General features: G+C 47.0%; 18 protein-coding genes and 2 pseudogenes. 5 read left to right on the top strand and 15 right to left on the bottom strand.

The window, feature by feature from the left end; genetic code table 11:
- Positions 1–100: 100 nt before the first annotated feature.
- The 10 genes and pseudogenes from AC6ESP_RS26555 to AC6ESP_RS26510 form a co-directional block, all read right to left on the bottom strand.
- Entirely contained in the window at positions 101–523 is a 423-nt protein-coding gene (locus AC6ESP_RS26555) for a helix-turn-helix domain-containing protein (RefSeq protein WP_497099750.1), read from the bottom strand.
- A gap of 123 nt (positions 524–646) precedes the next feature.
- A complete protein-coding gene (locus AC6ESP_RS26550; protein ID WP_497099749.1) occupies positions 647–862 on the bottom strand; it encodes a DUF2129 domain-containing protein in 216 nt (71 codons plus the stop codon).
- Positions 840–1463, bottom strand: coding sequence for a S8 family peptidase (locus tag AC6ESP_RS26545; protein ID WP_497099753.1), 624 nt, complete (start codon positions 1461–1463; stop codon positions 840–842). Before AC6ESP_RS26545 ends, AC6ESP_RS26550 begins: the two co-directional genes overlap by 23 nt.
- A 253-nt stretch (positions 1464–1716) precedes the next feature.
- Positions 1717–2565, bottom strand: coding sequence for an AraC family transcriptional regulator (locus tag AC6ESP_RS26540; protein ID WP_497099747.1), 849 nt, complete (start codon positions 2563–2565; stop codon positions 1717–1719).
- Between the two features lie 212 nt (positions 2566–2777).
- A pseudogene (rlmH, locus tag AC6ESP_RS26535) lies at positions 2778–3224 on the bottom strand (23S rRNA (pseudouridine(1915)-N(3))-methyltransferase RlmH).
- 130 nt (positions 3225–3354) lie between these two features.
- Positions 3355–4767: an alanine/glycine:cation symporter family protein gene (locus AC6ESP_RS26530; protein WP_497099746.1), complete on the bottom strand. Its 1413-nt coding sequence runs from the start codon at positions 4765–4767 to the stop codon at positions 3355–3357.
- Between the two features lie 741 nt (positions 4768–5508).
- Positions 5509–6150 (bottom strand): metallophosphoesterase, encoded by a 642-nt coding sequence (locus AC6ESP_RS26525; protein WP_497099745.1) that lies wholly within the window; start codon positions 6148–6150, stop codon positions 5509–5511.
- A complete protein-coding gene (locus tag AC6ESP_RS26520; RefSeq protein WP_497099744.1) occupies positions 6147–7283 on the bottom strand; it encodes an ABC transporter ATP-binding protein in 1137 nt (378 codons plus the stop codon). The genes AC6ESP_RS26525 and AC6ESP_RS26520 overlap by 4 nt, the downstream gene beginning before the upstream one ends.
- Entirely contained in the window at positions 7231–9006 is a 1776-nt protein-coding gene (locus AC6ESP_RS26515) for an ABC transporter permease (protein ID WP_497099743.1), read from the bottom strand. The genes AC6ESP_RS26520 and AC6ESP_RS26515 overlap by 53 nt, the downstream gene beginning before the upstream one ends.
- A 10-nt stretch (positions 9007–9016) precedes the next feature.
- Complete coding sequence (locus AC6ESP_RS26510; protein ID WP_497099742.1) at positions 9017–10024, bottom strand: extracellular solute-binding protein; 1008 nt, start codon at positions 10022–10024, stop codon at positions 9017–9019.
- A gap of 302 nt (positions 10025–10326) precedes the next feature.
- On the opposite strand from AC6ESP_RS26510, the gene AC6ESP_RS26505 reads away from it, so the two are divergent.
- Positions 10327–11217 carry a LysR family transcriptional regulator gene (locus tag AC6ESP_RS26505; RefSeq protein ID WP_497099741.1) on the top strand — a complete coding sequence of 297 codons (891 nt, stop codon included), beginning with the start codon at positions 10327–10329 and terminating at the stop codon, positions 11215–11217.
- Positions 11218–11485: 268 nt separating this feature from the next.
- On the opposite strand, the gene AC6ESP_RS26500 is transcribed toward AC6ESP_RS26505, so the two are convergent.
- The gene (locus AC6ESP_RS26500) at positions 11486–11827 is read right to left on the bottom strand and encodes a winged helix-turn-helix transcriptional regulator (protein ID WP_497099739.1); all 342 of its coding nucleotides are present in this window, start codon (positions 11825–11827) and stop codon (positions 11486–11488) included.
- 146 nt (positions 11828–11973) lie between these two features.
- Here AC6ESP_RS26500 and AC6ESP_RS26495 point away from each other — a divergent pair, with 146 nt between their 5' ends.
- Both AC6ESP_RS26495 and AC6ESP_RS26490 read left to right on the top strand, forming a co-directional pair.
- On the top strand, positions 11974–13011 hold the full coding sequence (locus AC6ESP_RS26495) for a zinc-binding alcohol dehydrogenase family protein (protein ID WP_497099737.1): 1038 nt from the start codon (positions 11974–11976) through the stop codon (positions 13009–13011).
- Positions 13012–13242: 231 nt separating this feature from the next.
- Positions 13243–13443, top strand: coding sequence for a hypothetical protein (locus AC6ESP_RS26490; RefSeq protein ID WP_497099736.1), 201 nt, complete (start codon positions 13243–13245; stop codon positions 13441–13443).
- 399 nt (positions 13444–13842) lie between these two features.
- Here AC6ESP_RS26490 and AC6ESP_RS26485 read toward each other — a convergent pair whose 3' ends face one another.
- The 4 genes from AC6ESP_RS26485 to AC6ESP_RS26470 all read right to left on the bottom strand — a co-directional run bounded on the left by AC6ESP_RS26485 (position 13843) and on the right by AC6ESP_RS26470 (position 18230).
- Positions 13843–14292: a DUF1801 domain-containing protein gene (locus tag AC6ESP_RS26485; protein ID WP_497099735.1), complete on the bottom strand. Its 450-nt coding sequence runs from the start codon at positions 14290–14292 to the stop codon at positions 13843–13845.
- 59 nt (positions 14293–14351) lie between these two features.
- The gene (locus tag AC6ESP_RS26480; RefSeq protein ID WP_497099734.1) at positions 14352–14933 is read right to left on the bottom strand and encodes a GyrI-like domain-containing protein; all 582 of its coding nucleotides are present in this window, start codon (positions 14931–14933) and stop codon (positions 14352–14354) included.
- 64 nt (positions 14934–14997) lie between these two features.
- Positions 14998–15951, bottom strand: coding sequence for a helix-turn-helix transcriptional regulator (locus AC6ESP_RS26475; RefSeq protein ID WP_497099732.1), 954 nt, complete (start codon positions 15949–15951; stop codon positions 14998–15000).
- Positions 15952–16121: 170 nt separating this feature from the next.
- Positions 16122–18230, bottom strand: coding sequence for a GMC family oxidoreductase (locus AC6ESP_RS26470; protein ID WP_497099731.1), 2109 nt, complete (start codon positions 18228–18230; stop codon positions 16122–16124).
- A gap of 165 nt (positions 18231–18395) precedes the next feature.
- Between AC6ESP_RS26470 and AC6ESP_RS26465 the strand changes: the two genes are divergently transcribed.
- On the top strand, positions 18396–19130 hold the full coding sequence (locus tag AC6ESP_RS26465) for a putative PEP-binding protein (protein WP_497099730.1): 735 nt from the start codon (positions 18396–18398) through the stop codon (positions 19128–19130).
- Positions 19021–19623, top strand: a pseudogene (locus AC6ESP_RS26460) (putative PEP-binding protein). The gene AC6ESP_RS26465 and the pseudogene AC6ESP_RS26460 overlap by 110 nt, the downstream one beginning before the upstream one ends.
- Positions 19624–19865: the final 242 nt, after the last annotated feature.

Here is a 19865-nt window from a genome sequence, read left to right as displayed (position 1 = left end):
TAAACGAACGTAATTGCTCTTTGGTCCACAGTCCCATGTGCTCTCCCCAACCTTTCTACTACTTTCATTTTAGTAGGTTTTGGAGTTTACACAAACTATTTTACAGACTCAGATTTTTATAGCGGTGGGGAATGGTCGCATCATAATAGATACTGTCGCCTTCTTCTAATACATAGCGTTCGTTTCCTACGAAGATTTCCAGTCTTCCTGACACCACAAACGTAAATTCTTCCCCTTCACTGTGACCCACACTGATCTCCCCAGAGGAGCCGCCTTCTTCAAGTACCCCCCAGAGCGGACCCATTTTGTTGCTGTTTCCTTGACTAAGCGCATACCAGGAAATTCTTGAGCCTTCGGATTGAACGAGAGGCACTCGTTCGTCTTTTCTTATGACAAGGCTTCGTTCGTCATTTTCTAATAAATCCCTGAAATTGATTTGCAATGCATTGCCGATCCGTTTTAATACGCTGATGGAGGGATTGCCCTTATCCCGCTCAATATTATTACAGCCATTATACAGCAAAACAGAACACCATTCTTCGTAAAAATCGAGGAATGGTGTTCTGTTTCTAAGGTATGAACTTTTTCAGTGGCCTCGATGAATTCAAAAGCCATCTCATAGCAGCTTAAGACGAAAGATTCATTTTTATATCCGTCCATAAATAGAGTTACAACAAAGTACCCTACCACTTTCCTCAATACCTGTTACAAATTCCAAATCTTTTAATTGAGGTATACTGGATTCTTCCGATTCTAAAAACACAATGTCAACATACTCATCTACATAAGTAATACGACCATATTCCTCTAATTGATAAACCTTATTCAAATCATTAACGTTAAGTATCAATTTTTCCCTCATCTTTAACTACCTCCAACAATTTTTGGAGATTCAACTTACCTGCTCCTTGCCTAGAAACTGGCACATTAAGCATTGGCTCACTACTAGCTATTAGATAGTTTTTCACATTTTTCTGACTTCTAAACATATTCGAAGTAGCAGCAATTATTCCTGTAATAACCGGAGCAGCAAAAGATGTTCCATGATAAGGATGAGTTAGTCCCTCAAAATGAGTATTCCCATATCCCTGTGCTACAAGGTCTGGCTTACTACTATTTATATGTCCAGAACAGCTAAATGTTGCTACCTCACTACCACTCTTACTTAATGCACCCACAGAAATCCCCTGTTCCGCACATGCAGGGCAGTGTGTGAGCTTACCCGTATTACCAGTGGCAGATACAATTATGTAACCATCATTACTCATCTTGTTTATTACCCTAGATAGATTGCATAATCCTTGACAATTCCTCTCTACACCAATGGACATATTAATAATCTTTACATCCCCTAAAGAGCGTATCCAAGCCAATGCTCTAAATACATATTCTTCCTCGATATCATTATCATTAATAGATACCTTTGCAGAATATATTTTTGCCTTTGGAACAAACCGTTGAATAAGAGAAATTACAATAGCACACTAACTCTACCCGCTACATCTTGTTTTGTGCATATCACCAAGACTATATATAGTATAAATAAACACAGCGAAAAATAATAAAGCATCGACTCAATTATCTCAAGATAATGCGAATTCTATTCGCCCTACTGATGATACGGTTCTCCGCGCTGTCTGTAACGGCAAGTTTAGGGCCATCCTTTATGGGATGGCCCTTTCGCTTTGCTCAACTATCGTCTCCTTAGGACAATCGTTACTTTTTCTTTACTGGTATCCAGATCTCACCCTGTGTATGTCCTGGCATTCCATAATACATTTCGAATTGAGGACCCTCAACCTGTTCGTATCCAGATATCGGGAACCACTCGGTATATATTCGTTCCCATAGTTTTTGTAAATCACATTGCGGTTCTGGGAAAATAGCCCATGTTAAAGCTGGGACAGAAAGCCTTGTAAGTCTCTCCGGAATTTCAAGTCCTTTCGGTAAATGATAGCATACCATGTACTTGAATGATTCTCCCGTATGGTCATATAAGGCAGCGTGCAACACGGTATTACCAAACCGCCCCAGCAACTCGTTCATTAGATCCACACTGCCGTCTTCATCACATTGTTTACGGAACTGAGGAACATCAGTAAATGCCGTTTGCAAATCCTGACTAACATGACCATAAACGCCGAACATGTCAAAAGCCCCTCTTTGTTCAATCCTGTAATTCATCTCGACATCTCCTTTTATTGAGATATGAAAGGACATTCGAGGATAGGCTTTTAAGGAAACGCCTTTATCGCGCGCAGATATCGGCATGATCCCATGGAGATTCTTGAACGCCCGTGCGAACGCTTCCGGCGATTGGTATCCATATTTCATGGCTACATCGATCACCCTTGCATCGGTTGTCTGCAGTTCAAAAGCTGCCAATGTCAATCGTCGACGTCGGATGTACTCGGATAACGTGATTCCGGTGATGAACGGAAACATTCGTTGAAAATGATACGTCGAGCAACAGGCGATCTGCGCTATGTCATCATATGAGATATTGTCCGCCAAATTCGTTTCGATATAATCCATGGCGCTTTTCATCCTCTCCAACCAATCCATCGTTCTGCCTCCCTTCGAGTTAAATACTATCGCAAATAAAAATGACTTGCCGTGCATTTCCTGCACCAAATTGTCAGCATCGTTCTGTGACCCCAAAAAGCTCGCAAAAGCCCGTTTGCGCCTACTTTCCCCCAAGTATGGCTCATTCTGAATCCATGTCTGGTAAAGCGCCTTTCCAAAGCTCCTGCGGGATTTTCCGAAAAAACATGCCGTTACTTATGATACGGTTCACCCCGATTAATCTTAACCGCGCGATAAATCTGCTCGATGAGGACCAGGCGCATGAGCTGGTGAGGTAGCGTCATGGCCCGAAGCTCATGCGCTGCTGCGCGCGGCGCAGAACGTCGTCGGAGAGCCCATGGCTCGTCCCGTAGGTGCCGAGCCGATCCAGCTCTGCGGCAAGCTCTTCCGAGCTCCAGAGCTTGCCGTCAATCGCGAGCGCAATGACATGCGCCTCGCTCTTCACATACGCGAGGATGCGTTCGCCCTCGCGCGCTTTCAACTGCACGACTTCTGCTTCGCTCAGAGAGTCTGGTGCCTTCTCATCCGCCACCTCTCTGAAATTTGAGGTAGGGCGGGAGCCGTTTCGCATATTCTGTGATGCCGAGCGTCAAATATTTTTCCTTTAGTTTGCCTACGCTAATGATTTCAATGAACATTAACCCTCCATATATATTGCTATATCGTGATAACAGTGCTGCCTTTAATCCGCTTTCTCTGCTCTACCACAATCTATTCTGAAGAGAAAAAGGACTCCCCTAACAGAGCCCTCGGATACACCCTATGCTTTTAACGCTTAACGCCTTCTCCCTTTTCCCAGCATTCCACATGTTCCAGTCCCGGAATGCTGTCTTTATAGAAGACAGGGTCTACCCCCTCCCGCTTCTGCTGCTTATAGTCCCACAAGGCGGCAAAAGCTACCCGGGATAGCAGGAAGATCGCGATTAAGTTGACCACGACCATCAGGCCCATGAACAAGTCGGCCAAATCCCAGACCAACTGCACCTTGGCAACCGAACCGAATACGATCATGCCCAGCACGCTGAATCTGTACAAGACGAGAGTGGATTTTTTAGAGTTCAGGAATTCGATATTGGTCTCACCGTAATAATAGTTGCCGATCAGCGTACTGAAAGCGAACAAAAGGACCATGACCGCCAAGGAGCCAGATGCCCATGAACCCATGTGATCATTCAAGGCCGCCTGGGTTAGCCGAATTCCATCCAGCCCTGGCTGCTTATACGCATCGGAGAGCAGGATAATGAACGCAGTGCTTGAACAAATCAGCAGGGTATCTGTGAGGACGCCCAGGGCCTGCATCAAGCCTTGCTTCACCGGATGACTGGTAGTGGCTGTGGCCGCAGCATTCGGTGCACTCCCCATCCCCGCTTCATTCGAGAACAACCCGCGTTTAATCCCCTGCAGAATCACTGCGCCCAGCGTACCGCCCGCAAACTGCTCGAATCCGAAGGCACCCTTCACAATTAGCGCCAATACCTCCGGCATCTTATTGATGTTAATCAATACAATGCACAGGGACGCCCCGATGTATACCACCGCCATGAAAACCACGATATATTCGGACATTTTGGCAATACGCTTAATCCCGCCGAAAATAATCACGGCAAACACCGCAGCCATAATCAGCCCAAGGACCACTCGGTTCGTGCCGAACGAATTCTCAAAAGCTACAGTAATCGTATTGGACTGAACGGCATTGAAGACGAGGCCAAAAGATAACGTAATCAGAATAGCGAATAAAACGCCCATCCACCGCTTGTTCAGACCTTGTTCCATATAATAGGCTGGTCCGCCCCGGAATCCGGTCTTGTCTTTCACTTTGTAGACCTGGGCAAGTGTACTCTCAATGAAGCTGGAGGCTGACCCAATAATGGCAATCACCCACATCCAGAATACCGCGCCCGGACCGCCTAAGGAAATGGCAATCGCGATCCCCGTGATATTCCCTGTACCCACCCGCGCTGCCATACTGATGCAGAACGCCTGGAAGGAGGTGATACTCCCTTTGGACTTCACGTTGGAATCTTTGAGAACCACGAACATTTCTTTGAGCATTCGGAATTGGACAAACTTCGATTTCACCGTAAAATACAGTCCACATGAAATAAGCAGTATAATCAGAATCTTCGACCATAAAAAATCATTGGTGATGCCAATCGTACTCTCCACAAATTGTTGCATATTAAACCGCCTCTCTTACGCTTATGCCGATACCAGCTGTATGCATTGTCTATAATATTTTAAATATAACAGCCATTATTTCAAATGCCAATTAATAAACAGTACCATAATATGAAATAAGCTGGATTGGACCGGATTAAGGAAGTGCCTATCCTACTTATTGATGGTGAACTGCGGTTCAGTCTAATCCTTGGTTTTTACGCCAAAAAGGCATCCACGGCCATCACACGACTCACCGAATTTGACAAACTTCACTATCTAACACTCAATGCCCCTTAGAACGACTTCAGTAATCGGTTGGCAAATATTTCGCCCTACGTGTGGTACGGTTCACCGCACAGTCTGTAACGGCAAGTTTAAAGAGTTAATCTTCTTTAGTAGAATCCTTTCTACTGAATTCATCATTTTTATGTTTCTACTCTGCAGTAGGCACCCCTTAGCAACAATCGTGCGGAATACAGCTAAAAACAAAGACCCATGCCATATGAAAAGGCACAGGTCTTGTTTAATTATTTCCGTTTATTATGAAACGTACTCTGCTTGGCTTATCTACCCCGAACCAGACGAACGGGACGAATTCATTGGCTTTCGCTTCATCCTTAATTTCTACTTCTGCGGCCGTTAAGGATAAGTGTTCATAGTGATCGATTTCAACTACAGTTCCTGGTATCTAAACAGCGATAGGTTGTGCGTATTTTAACCAAAGGAACATAATGGACTCGACTAGCCTCGACTCCTTTCTTATTTCACTCCGAAATCGACTTGCGAATGATCCGGTAATGAAGAAATGACAATCCCTCTGTCTTCAATTGTGCTAACCGTGTAGGCTATCCAGGTCGTCAGGTCAACAAGTGAAAGGAAACAACCATGTCCTGCACCAGTATCGATTCCAATCTTCCCTTGATTGAACCAGACTCGGTTCGCATCCATTCCAAGTCTAAAGGTAGGGGTATGACCGAATACAATCGTTTTGCTTGGAAACCTATAGGAATAAAATAAGGGATCACGAATCTCAGTAAGATCCTTAACGGATTGTTGATGAAGCGGTATGCCAGGTCTTAACCCTGCATGAACAAACAGAAAAGAGCGCTCTTCGAACCACAATGGAAGACTTTGTAAGAACGCTTGCCAATTACCCGCTTCCGAAGCCTCCGATTTCATCCATTTCAAATCGTTATTGCCTAGCAAAGCAACCGCGCCATCCATGCATAATGATTGAATGACACTCAAAGTACCGACTGAATCAGGCCCCTTATTGACATAGTCGCCCAACAGAATCAGACGGTCGCTGCCTGGGTTATAAGCCGCCCGCTCTAAGAGTTGAATCAATAGGTGACCATGTCCATGAATATCGGAAACAGCAAGTATTCGTCCTTCAATCATAGTGCGGCTGCTCCTATCGTCTTCACCGGTTCTAGTGTAAAAATGCGTGTTCGTTCGACGGGGAACGTTAAGACGCACTCTCTTCCTTTCAACACTTCTACACGGTGCAGAGCTTGTATACGCTGTCCGTCAGCCGTCTCAAGAATGTGCCGCCAGTGATTGCCTTCATAAGTCGTCTGTACAACCTTTGCCACAAACGAATTTAATGGAGTTGCTTCATTATTAACTATTGCGGCAGCGTCATGGAGCTCGATCGTCTCCGTATGCAGCATAATCGAGACCAAGTCGTGTTTGGTCGGACAATGAACTCCATCCGTTAGTATGACTCCCCGAATGATCTGATTCCCGCCGCAATCGATAACCACCTCGTTCCCTTCGAGCTCGATCACCCTGCCTGTCAATCGATTATGATAACCCATGAGCTCAGATACCCAGGGTGTTGCTGGTCCTTCATACATTTGTTGCGGTGTGGCGAGCTGCTCGATCTTCCCTCCTTGAAGAACAAGAATGCGATCCGCTAAAGTAAAGGCTTCCATCATATCATGTGTGACATATAGTGAAGAAATTGATAATGAGCTTAACAAATTAGCCAATTCATTCCTCATCTCTGTTCGCAGCTTGACATCGAGGTTGGAGAGCGGCTCATCCATTAGCAGAATACGAGGCTCCGTAGCTAATGCTCTAGCGATTCCTACACGTTGCTGCTGACCGCCTGATAATTCAGCCGGCACACGATCCAGTAATCCATCCAATTGCAATAGCTCTGTCAATGAAGCCAGACGCTCCTTGCGAATGTGTGCAGGAGATTTTTGTCTGCGCAGCCCATATTCGATATTGTCCCGAATCGTCATATGAGGCCATAGCGCATAATCTTGGAAGACCATATTAATCGGACGTTCCTCCGGCGGGACGAAACGCTTCGGACTGCTTACCGGAATCTTATCGATGCGGATTTCACCGCTGTCAGCTTGCAACAAGCCGGCAATCATTTGCAGCAAAGTTGATTTCCCGCACCCGGACGGTCCTAATAAACAGATGCGCTCACCTTCATTCATGGCAAAAGAAATACCATCAAGTACTTTATGGTGTCCGAAGCTTTTCCGAACGTCTGAGACTTCGAGTATTGGTGTCAATTTGCTTTGCTCCTTTCTTGTGCATCTGATCCATCACTCTAAAGATCATTGCTCCAACAGACTGAATGATTAAGATCAAGAGGACAACAACCCCTCCTCCTATAACGGAGCCAGCAGTCGCATAGCCATACTGTGAGAACTCGAATGCTTCATCGATTACAAGAGGCATAAGAACATAATTGGCTGGGTGCAGCATGGAGGCTGTCGCCAAATCAAACACGCTCGTACCGAATGCAGCTAATGTAGCGATTAGCAATGATTGCCTCACAATAGGCAGAACAATCGTAAGCATACGGGTAACGGGTGATGCTCCTTGAACGGATGCCGCCCTCAGCAGGGAAGGAGATAAATTAGCGAAAGCCCCAAGCTGAACCCGAACAGCATAAGGAATAGCTCCGGCAACTGCCGCCAACACAAGTAAGGCTGGAGTTCCATATAGATGTAAGCCGATTGGCTCCAGCCATTTCTGATTCCAGATGAATATATAACCGATGCCAAGCACGACACCGGGAACAGCTAAGGAGACGACTGTAAAGATTTGAATTGCGCCCTTCATCTTAAAATTAGTGAATGTCAGCACATAGGCGATAACAAATCCAAGAATCATACTGACTACTGCTGCTGAACCTGCAATCATGAGCGAATGCTTCAGTCCCTCCATAATAGAGAGCTTCGCGTGATCCAGCCTATCGCCGCCACCCAGAATACTCGCGTAATGGTCCAATGTAAGGTTGCTCCAGGCAAAACCGCCTCCTAGCCTCTTCATGAAGGAAACCCCGGCACTGGTTCCTATAGGTACTCCCAAGCAAAGAAGGAGAAACAGTACAGTTGCTATATTGATTAGCCACGGTCTTCTCGGCTTCTGCTTCACGATTCGAACAGCACGGCTATTTAGAAAGTCGACCCGTGATTTACGAATTGCGATAACGAGGAGCATCATAGCAAGTCCTAATATGAGCACCAGGTATAAGGCCAGTACGCCTGCCATATCGAATCTGACAGGTGACTGATTTATCGCGGAATAGATCGAATAAGGCAATGTCGGATAACGATACACGGTCGCCAGAGCAGCCGGCAGCCCAAAGTCACCTATCGTATCAATAAAGACGAGTGTCCATCCGGCCAAATAAGCGGGTAAAGCAAGTGGAAGCTGTATGGTGCGCCAAACAGTAAACGGTCGTGCGCCATTAAGCCGAGCGGCATTGCCGAATTGAGACACGTTCCACTCCATGGCGGCCATGACCGCCAAGTATGCCAGAGGGAACTTCGTCAGAGCCATAATAAAGACAAGTCCAGTCGGTTGAAAAATAAACGAGCTGACCCATGACCAGCCAAACCAGCTATGTGCGAGTCCTCCGGGGCTAGCGAACAATACCCAGCCCTGCGCGATCATAAAAGAGGGGGCAATGAGTAAGATCCAAACCGAGATATCCAGCCACCTGCCCGCTGCATAATCCCATTGCGAACGAATGGCAGCCAGCAAGCCCCCCAGTATGGTGCCTACAGTAGCCGCACCTAGGCCAAGCACGAGTGAATTTATTAATGAAGCCTTCCACAGCGGACGTTCAAAAATTTCAAGCAGGATAGAAAAACCGTTAAATTGCGCTTGTCCGAAGAAGATTCCGGGGACTATTGCATTAACAATAACGGCCAACAACGGTAAAAAGATAAAAAGAAAGAGGAGGAGGGTAATTCCCCCTCCCATGCGTGCTTCCTTATTCATATGAACTCCCCTAATTTACATTTTGATCGGCAAACCAGGCTTTAATCTCAGTTTCATACTCGGCAGCCCATTCCGCCGGAGGAAGGATAAACACTCCATCCTGTTCCCTTTCCTTGCGCATGACTGCGCCTTTGCTTAACGGTGTGAAGAAACTGGCATTCGTGCTTTCCATTGTCGTCAGGTAGCTTTGTGTTTCCGGCTTCAGCATATACTCAACGAACGCCTTGGCTGCTTCCATATTGTCCGTATACTTGTTAATTGCAATAACACGAAGGCTTCCTGGAGCACCTTCCTCTGGCCATATGACACCGACTGGTTCTCCATCCAGCTGCATTTGATATGAATTATGCTCCTGCAGTGCAGCGACATGAATCTCCCCGCTGATTAAGGCATTGCTGACAGGACCATTCTTCGGATACACATACAAACGATCCGCAAACCGTTTATTGTAAATGTCCTTCCCCTCTTCTACCCCCCACTTATAAAACAGTGCTGATACTAACGGATAAGCAGGAGCTGCGACAGCTGGGTCAGCATGTCCAACAGGCCCTTCATAAGCAAAGAACTCTTCCCATGTCTTCGGCGCTGTTTCCTCTGTCAGGATATTCTTGTTGTAGGCAATAAGCGCTGAAGCGTGAATGCCGATTGGTGTATAGGCATAATCCTCCGGCACTAACGCTTGCCCGTATTCATTCAGGTTGCCAATATTCTCAGGTACCCAGTCAGTTAGTAAAAAACCGCGTTCAGCCAAATTGCGAATAGAGCCATGTCCATCCATCATGAGCACATCCCATTGAGGGTTGCCCTGTTCTGCCTCAATCTTCGCGAGGGCCGCCCCGCCGCCGTAGTGGACCGCCTCCATACTGTAGCCGGTAGCCTCCGAAAATTGAGGTGCGATTTCGTCAACGAAATCATTGCCGTACAGTTGAATCGTCGATCCCGGTGTGAACTCCTTCTCCACTGCCATTTCATTCGAAGTATTAGTCTCTACAGCATTCGACGATGTCTCTGAAGCCATTGTAGGAGAATGACCTCCCCCGTTATTTCCTTCTGATGCACAACCTGCCGTAATCAATGCCAACACAGTGAATAAACAGATGAAGACAAATGACAGTCTAATGTTTCTATTCCTCATAATAACCTCCGTAAAATTTAATTTATGCCTGCATCCCTTAACCTTACGCCTCTTACTTTAGTGAAGTACAATCATCCTGAGATTATGCGTGAGTAAAGGGATTATCAAGTATTATCTATCGTATTTTGTATTCCATATATATAATCTATAATTAGACACAGTTCATGGAGATGGGGGTTGTATCGATGAATTTACAACAGCTTAAGGTATTCGTGCTCGCAGTCAAGCTGCAAAAGCTATATCTCGTTGCCAGCGCGCTTGGCATTCGCCAGCCTACCGTTACGTTTCATCTAAACAAGCTGCAGGAAGATCTCGGCGTACCATTATTTGTAACAAAGTCATATCACGTTATTAAATTGACAGAAGCCGGAAGAGCATTGTTTCATTACGCAATAAGTATTACATCGCAAACAGAGGAAATTAAATCGTTGATGGAAGAGTTCCGCGAGCTGCGGGGAGCGCGTCTGTCGATCGGCAGTACACATACACCTGCCACCTATATTCTCCCGCCTTTTCTCGCGGCATTGAAGAGGGAGTATACCAACTTGTCCATTTTGTTAGACGTTAAGCCAGCTCCTTTCATCATCGATAAGATCAAGCAATTCGAGTTGGATTTCGGTTTTATTACACATGTCGATTTTGAGGATAAGGATTTGATCGTGCAGCCGTTAAGGGAAGATGACTTAGTCATTGTTGTCCATCCTGAGCATCCCCTTGCCCGAAAGAAGGATCTTGTTCCTAAAGATTTAGCGGGGTATGCGCATGTTTCGCACGAGGAAGGCTCAGTCAGCCGCAAGCTATTCTGTCAGTGGGCCAGTCGGAAGGAGGTAAAGCTGTTCATTACGATGGAAGTTTCAGGCTCTGAGGCCATGAAGGAAGCCACTAAGCATCAAGTTGGCTATGCGGTATTATCCGAAAGCTCGGTTCAGCGCGAGGTGGAGAATAGAGAGCTGTGTACGGTTCCGATTCCGGAATGGACGTTTCATCGGCGAATTTATTTAATCAGAGAGCGTAATAAGCTTCTCAGTCCGGCCATGGAGATATTCCTGGAAAGGGTCGTTTCACAGATGATTTAGTAAAAATTGGAGCACCAATCTGAATAGTAACGTTTGATCAGATTATTCACTTCTACAATCATTGGTAAGCCACCATCACACTTTCGAATACATTATTAGTAAGCGAATTCGCTTCTCTATCTTAGTGATGGAATAATAATTCCCTATGCCATTTGTCATCACTTTTCAGCGCCCAGCAAGCGATTAATGCCAGAAATTTCACCGTCACTAAGGCGAAAAATAAGGGCACCGCAATAGGGGTGCCCTTAACTAAATGAAAAAAGAATTATTATAAAGATTTCTGTTCCATCCCCACTTCAAACTGCCGACCCCATTGCTCCAAAAAATCCATAAGCGGCTTCAAACCCTTCCCCAGATCGGTCAATTCGTATTCGACCTTCGGGGGGATTGAGGGATACTCCTGTCGCAACAAAATACCAGCTTCCTCAAGCTCTCTGAGTTGTTCCGCAAGCACTTTATGTTGAATGCCCCTAAGCTCTTTCTTGATTTCTCCGTATCTCTTTTTCCCTTCCAAAAGACGACAGATGATGGTCAATTTCCACTTGCCAGAGATCGTGTGAATAGATAATTCAATGGGACATTGAAACTGTCTTTGATTGATTCTGTACATACTCTGCATGATCCCCTTCCTAACCATCCGGTTAGTAGTAAACAAAAAAGTGCGTACTTCTCTAACGAAACTATAACGATTATGATGGGATATGTAAACTCAACCTGACCGGTCGAATGGGGAGCTGAACAAAGGAGAACAAGATGATGCCAAATAAAACAATGAATGCCGTTGGTTTTTATAAATATTTTCCGATTGATCATCCCGAGAGTCTATTAGACGTCACGCTGAATAAGCCGATTGCTGTCGGGAGCGATCTTCTTGTCCGGGTAAAGGCAGTATCGGTCAATCCGGTTGACGTCATCGTCCGAGCCCCGAAAGATACCGTCGAAGATAAACCGAAGGTAATTGGATGGGACGTGGCCGGCATTGTCGAGCAGACGGGACCAGATTGCAAAATCTTCAAACCTGGTGACGAGGTATATTATGCTGGCAGTTATATAAGGGATGGAGGTAATAGCGAATTTCATCTGGTGGATGAACGAATTGTCGGCAAGAAGCCGGCTTCGCTCGATTACGCTGAAGCAGCGGCGCTTCCGTTAACGACAATCACCGCGTGGGAGTCTCTATTCGATCGTTTGGGCATCCCAACTGACACCGAGCGAAATCGCGGCAAATCTCTGCTCATCATCGGAGCTGCGGGAGGGGTTGGTTCCATTGCCATTCAGCTTGCAAAATGGGCAGGACTTACTGTAATCGGAACTGCGTCTCGTCAGGAGTCGTCCGAGTGGATACTCAGGATGGGAGCCGATCATACGATCAATCATCGACAGCCATTGTTGCCGCAGCTGCAATCGATGGGTCATGAACATGTTCATTATATTTTCAACTTAAGCAGCACAGATGTTTATTGGAACCAGATGGTTGAGTCGATTGCTCCACAAGGCAAAATCTGCGGAATTGTGGATGCCTTAAGCCCAGTAGATTTAACTCAGTTGAAGTTCAAAAGCGCGACGTTCGTCTGGGAGATGATGTTCACCCGGCCGATCTATCAGACAGAGGACCAGATCGAACAGCACAAATTGCTGAATCGAGTGGCAGAGTTGATTGACGCCGGCATCTTACAGACTACACTTACCCAACGCCTGAAACCAATCGATGCAGTTACGATGCGACGCGCTCATGCTATTGTTGAATCAGGGTCATCCATCGGCAAAGTCGTGGTTGAACATTTCCAGTCTTGAATGCTTAACCTATTGTGGTACGTTTATCAGCACTGTCTGTAACGGCAAGATTGCAAAAGGCCATCCTATGCGGGATCCTATGCGGGATCCTATGCGGGATGGCCTTTTTTTGCTCCAATCTCTATCTTCTATTCTGCCAACACCACTTCATAAGAAAAATTTCTTAACTTAAGTCAATGTGGTCTCCTTCAATTGAGCTTATAGTATAAAAAAATCATGGAGGTTTTCACAATGGATACAAAGCAACAAAATATTCGAAACAAATCGGCTATCATTGCAGGACTTTCTTTGCTGCTCATGACCATAGCCGCAGCTTTCTCTTATGGATATGTCCATCGTTCATTAGTTGTACACGGGAACCCTATGGACACTTCAAAATCATCCAATCATCCGGTTCTTTATTTCATATGGGCATTCTTGGGTGGCTTGTGATTATCTAATTACTACTGCTCATAAAGCACCTGACGTCTGTACGAGGCCACCTGAGTAACATTCTTACCATCAGGTAACCTACGACTTGTTGATTCTGTCTTGAATCGACTCACAAGTAGAGATAGTCATGGTACGGAATGTAGGCACTACTTCACATCGGAGTTCATGGAGCCAGCCTTGACTCCGTTTTGCCTTCGACGAACCCGAGCACAACCCAAAGAAGTACATCGCCATATGAGCGATGTACTCCAAGCTACATACTGCTGTGCCGATTAAGCCTTCTCTTCGTCGCCCGTTGCAACTGGGTTCCTACTATCCGAACTCCAATCGCTCCAGCTGTCGGTTATGCTCTGGAAGTGGTTGCATTAATTCAATAAATACGCTCCTTGCATACCTTTATTACAATCCAAGCATTGGAAGTTGTTTTCGGGAATGATAAGTGAGAGACAATGAAATGCATTGTTTTAATTCATCTATCGGTATTTCCTCGTTATCATCGAACACAATTGCCCGATTGCCCTCATAGTTGAATATATCACTAAAAACTTCCTTGAATGTAGCAATAAGCTTTGTTTTACAGTTAAAATACATGGCATACTGCTGTGGATTTGACTCTTTCCAAGCTATTCTGATCGTGCTTCCACGTTTTGTGACATAGCTAGGCTCACCCCATTTCAAAGTCTCTTCCAGGTGATCAATGCCTTCTATTGCTAGTGCTGTATCCAGAATTAATTGGCGTAGAAACAACAACCTCTGCTGAATATGGTTCGGGTAATGTTCGAACACGGCTGCTACCTTAGCGTTTTCAATCACACCTATGGTGATCAGACCTTTCCTAAAAATTTTCAAGAAACGACAACTCTGCCCGATCCCTTCCCCTTTTTTTTGAGGGTGGACGGTGCAAGGGGCTACTGGCGTATGGCGATATATATTTCCGCCTGCCCGTCGTTCGGATTGATATTCGGGCCATAATACTCAAAATCGCCTGTGAATGCCCGGGCATTGCCGAGTTGCTGCGACCATTGCCAAATATCGGCCCAAGCCCGCTGCACCACCTCTATAATCGGTCCCCGCTCCGTGACGAATACTGCGTATTTCGCAGAGGGAACTGTGAACGTCGAGACAGACTCGGGATATTGACCCTGCATATTGTCCCGTACATGTACGCCGACCATCACTTCATATTGTCCAGCATCGCCTTCTTTGTAGTTGAAGTAACAGCTATAATGGCCAGATTGTTGTAGATGAAGGGCCAGATGTTCGCCAATATGTTGTGAGTGGAATTGTTCAAACAACTTACCAATCTTGCCTTCGCCGCTTAATTCGGCTGCATTTGATGTGACAGTGCTAATTCCGGCCAGCGTGAAAGAGGAATGTTCCTCGAAACGGGCAGGTTCAATTTTTCTGCAATTTGCCTCGTCTGCGGGCAGCGAGCTTTCAGATGGAGTCGTACTGCTCAGTGCCATTGACTTGAATTCGTTTTGTTTCATCCCTAATCATTCTCCTTATAGTTGAATGAGTTTAGTATAAAACATCTAACATGACAACTATTTGTCATGTTTCTTTATTAATTCTATATATTATTGCAGCTTGTTCTACGCGACTAGCGATGATCTCTCGCAGATGGGGAGGCTCAAGCACCTCCGCATGATGGCCCAGGCCGAGAATGAATCTATACAACCATTCATCTTCCGGATAAGCCTTCCTCACTTGCCAGCTGCCGTCATCTAAGGGCAAAAGCTCCTCGACACCAAACCATTCCTCCGCTAAATGACGAGAGTCAGCACGGAAACGCAAGACGAATTCTGTCGCCTTTAACGGATTGCGCGGGCTCTGACCAGTGGTACCCTCTTGCATTGGGAAATCTCTTCGAACGAATATCCTCTCCGGAACGATCTCCAGCTCTTTCATTCTTTTTAGCTTGAACAGCCGGAACTGCTCTTTCGCCTGGCAATAGGCTTTCAGGTACCATTGTCTTCCTTTCATGATGAGCATATGTGGTTCTACAATTCTGTGTGATATCAGACCTTCGGCATTGGAATAGATGAATCCCGCTATTCGGCGGTGATCTACCGCTTCTTTTAACAGTTGTAGTTTAGGACGCAGCCTCTCGTTGCCATCCCAGGGCGAATAGTCGATCAGCACACGGCTGGCCTTATGTTGGAATTCCTCGGAATATTGGGGCGGGACAACGCTATTGATTTTCTCCAGTAGCTGTAGATGCTGTTCGTTACCATATGAGGTGGAGATACTTCGCAGGGCGGTGACGATGGTAGCGAGCTCGTCGTTAGTCAGCACGTTGCGGTCCAATCGGTAGCCTTCCGCCAGCCCGATACCTCCGTTCATTCCCTGGTAGGTGACGATGGGAATTCCGGCCCCATTAATTGCTTCGATATCCCGATATATCGTCCGTACGGACACCTCGAACCGTTCTGCGAGCTCTTTGGCCTGCACCATACGACGATTCAGCAGCAAAATAATGATGGATAAGAGTCTTTCCAGTTTCATTGTATGTACCCTCCATCAACAATGGATAAGTAATTGTAAAACACATTTATTCTATTAATATATTTGAACTTGAAACTTCATTCATTTCAACAACTACAAAAGGATTATATCATGCCAGTGGACCTATACAGAGAATTAATAAGGTCCCTTTCACCCTTGGCATTCATTGGCTAGCCCAATTTCACCAGGTTATCCGCGGTGCGGAAAGCTAAGGCCATAATCGTCAGCACCGGGTTAACACCGCCGTTGGTCACGTGAACGGATCCATCACTCACCCACAGATTGTCGTATCCGTGCACGCGGCCAAATGGGTCGGTGACGGATGTCGCAGGATCGTTCCCCATGCGCAGTGTACCTGCCTGATGCTGTCCTGCGCTTAACCCTTCACCCGGCTTGGTTTGCCAAACCTCACGCGCTCCGGCAGCCCAAAGCCACTTTTCCGCCTGCTCTCCCAGCACAGCCGCAGCTCGAAGGGACTCGGGATGAACGCTGCCCGAAAGGAAAGCGACCGGTATGCCAAAACGGTCCTTAACCGACTTCGACAGCAGCACCCTGGACTCAGCGTTTGGAATCTCCTGAATCGGGCCTTGAATTTGGCTCGTGCGCAAGTAGCTGTCGCGCATCGTTTCCTTGCCTTTAATCCCCCATCTTGCCGCATTCTGCGAAAGCGCCCGATACCAGTGAATAAGAGGCAGCCGAGTAAACTCGTTTGCGAGCAGCCCTCCGCCGATAATTCCCATATTGCTATGTTCAGAGTTGAAAGTCGCTATGCTGACCCCTGGACCAAAGCCGTCTAGAACCAGCTCGTCAAAAAGCCCATAAGCGCCAGAATAAACATGGCCTTGAAGGTTTCTTCCAACTTGGCCGTTCCGATTGCCGATTCCGTCTGGCTCCGAATCGCTTGCGGAATTCAGAAGGAGTCGCGCACTTTCGATCGCTCCCGCGGCAACGACAACATGCCCTGCCTGTATTAGCCGCCGATGGATCGAACCCTTCGATTGCTGTACAAGTCGGACTGCGGTCGCATGCCTTCCTCCTTCAGTGTCGATGTGCTCCGCCATCGTATCGCAGATCAGATCGCAATTGCCTGTAGCTATCGCTCTTACCAGCATAGTGTTATGCCCACCGTTTTTGCTGTTCGTCGGACAGGCAAATCCGACGCATTGACCGCATCTGCAGCAAGCCTGCCGGCCATCCCTTTCAACGGAGTTGATAAGGAGCGGTACCGCCCCGAATTGCCATCCCAGCTTTTGGGCAGCGCGGGCCAACCGTTCAGCTTCCAGCGTCAGAGGCATAGCCGGCATGGGATAAGCATTTTGACGCTTGCCTCTCCCAGGATGGGCATTCCCATCACCGGATACCCCAACCTCCCATTCTGCACGCTCGTAATAAGGTTCAAGATCTTCATAACGGATCGGCCAGTCACTTAACGAGCTCCCTTTTGGTATCCCGTAACGGCTTGCCATACGGAAATCATCCGAATGAAAACGCCACGCCTGCGCCCCATAAACCCGCGTTCCTCCCCCAACCGTCATCGCATTATTGTGGTAATCGCCTTCAAAAGGCAACGTAATTCGCTCGCCACCATTCGCGAGTGCAATCGTGCGAGGGTTACCTTCCAAATCCGGTCCTGTATTATGCCCATACTTGCTAAACCGGTGATTCCGCAGGTGATCCCTGCCAACCTGATCGTAATTCAACCAGCTGCCGCGCTCGACGACAAGCACCTGCATTCCCGCTTCGGCTAGGACAGCCGCTGCTATCGATCCCCCTGCTCCGGATCCGATCACGATAGCATCATACCGGTCCCGCAGCTGCTCAAGTGATTTTTGCGGCAAATCGGCTTCAGGAGCCGGCGCAGCCATTCCGGCCACATGGCCGGGACGAAAACCTATCATTTCCCATGACTGCCCTTTTATATTACCTCCCGCTTCCGGGCTTCCATAATAACCTTCTGCTGTTATATTCAATAACGTATCAAAAAATAGCTTTGACGAAACAGGCCAGTCCCGGTAGGCATCAAGCTCCGCTTCCTTGAGCAGTTGATCTTGCTCATAGTCCCGCAAATCTGAAAACGGCTTCCCATGAAGCGTTATTGCTTCCTTCTGCAATGAGCGGAGTCCGGGTTCAATCACCTTCGTCCAGACAACAGCATCTTTCGCGGCATAAAGCTCCAAATAGGTTAAAACTCCCCCTCCGCTTGCTGACTGCCAATCATCCTCAGGAATCATTCGGTCCGTAATCGCTTTCAAAAGAGTATTTGCATGAAATTGACTCATTCCCTTAACCCCTCCCTGTTTCTAGCTACCTCTTCATAATAATCTGTTCTGCTAGCTTTTCAAAGCCTATCTCTAGCTAATATCCACGTTCACTTCTTGCCCAACTGCTCCTGCACAAAAGCTCCAATTTTAGAATATGAATCTCGCTCTTCCGAATAAGCGGCATTGCATGATGTAACGGAGGAGCTTATCGCGATATTCAGCAGCATGGACAATGAACTTATGCAAGAAAGATGTACGGACTTTCACGATATTCGCACTCGGGTATGGTCATACTTGACCGAAACGCCAAGACCCGATCTGCTCGCAATCACAGAGCCGGTAATCGTTATCGGCACCGATATTACTCCTTCGGTAACCGCCAAGCTGAACCCCGCACATGTGCTCGGATTTGCTCTCGAGAAGGGAGGAAAAACGTCCCATTCCGCCATTATAGATGGCTGCGAAGGCATTCTCTATGTGAATCCAGAGCTGGAAACTAGCCAGTATTATGAACAATTGATTAGAAAAGATACGGAACGCTTAGCTCTGTTCCAACGCTACAAGGATGAGCCTACCGTTACCGCGGATGGCCATACGGTCGAGCTCGCCATTAATATAGCGCGTCCGCACGAAGCAGCCGCAGCAGTCCATATTGGCGCAGAAGGCGTCGGTCTGTACCGGTCTGAATTCTTGTTCATGGATCGGCATGCAAGTCCAAGTGAAGAGGAACAGTTTCAAGCCTATAAGGCAGCCGTACTGGCTGTGCGCGAGGGCCAACCGGTCATTATCAGAACCCTGGACGCCGGCGGTGACAAAGCTATTCCCTATCTGCAGAGAAACAAAGAAGAAATCCTTTTCTCGGCCTTCGCGCCATTCGACGCTGCAGGAGCTTCGCGAGGCGAATCTGCTGCTGAATGAGGCAAAGTCCGAACTGGACAGCCAAGGCATCTCTTATGCTGCCGATATAGAAGTCGGCGTCATGATTGAAATTCCTGCCGCAGCGATGATTGTCGATCAATTGGCTAAGGATGCCGACTTCTTCAGTATTGGAACCAACGATCTCGTCCAATATATGATGGCGGCAGATCGAATGAATGAACAAGTCGCCTACTTAGCACAACCTATGAATCCAGCTATCCTGTGAATGATTGACTATGTCATTCGATCCGCTCATCAAGCAGGCAAATGGGTAGGCATGTGCGGAGAATTGGCGGGGCAGCTCTCTGCTATCCCAATTTTACTGCGACTTGGTCTAGACGAATTGAGCATGAGTCCTTCCATGGTGCTGCCTGCCAGAGAATTGATTTCTCGGCTCAGCTATGTGGATATGCAGGTGCTCGCACAGCATGTGCTGCAGATGGAATCCGCCGAGGACATTGAACGTTACGTAACCGCACAACTGGAGACATAAAGAGAGCTTAGTCATGATCTCTGCAATAATGAAGATTTCTGCCGGAGCCACGAGCTTGGGGCCGTTGCTTCTGCCGTGAAGTCCAAAAGCTCAGCATTGTGCACGCGAAAATGGGATGCGGCTCACCACCAATACGTGAGCGCATCCCAATTACTATAAAAGATTTCTTAATCTGCACAATATGCAGCTGATTCCTTCTCTTCCGGCTGAAACCGAAGGTCTTGCGTATGCACGAGGGTAAT

Source organism: Paenibacillus xinjiangensis, assembly GCF_059686975.1.
This window is presented reverse-complemented; position numbering and strand designations above follow the sequence as displayed.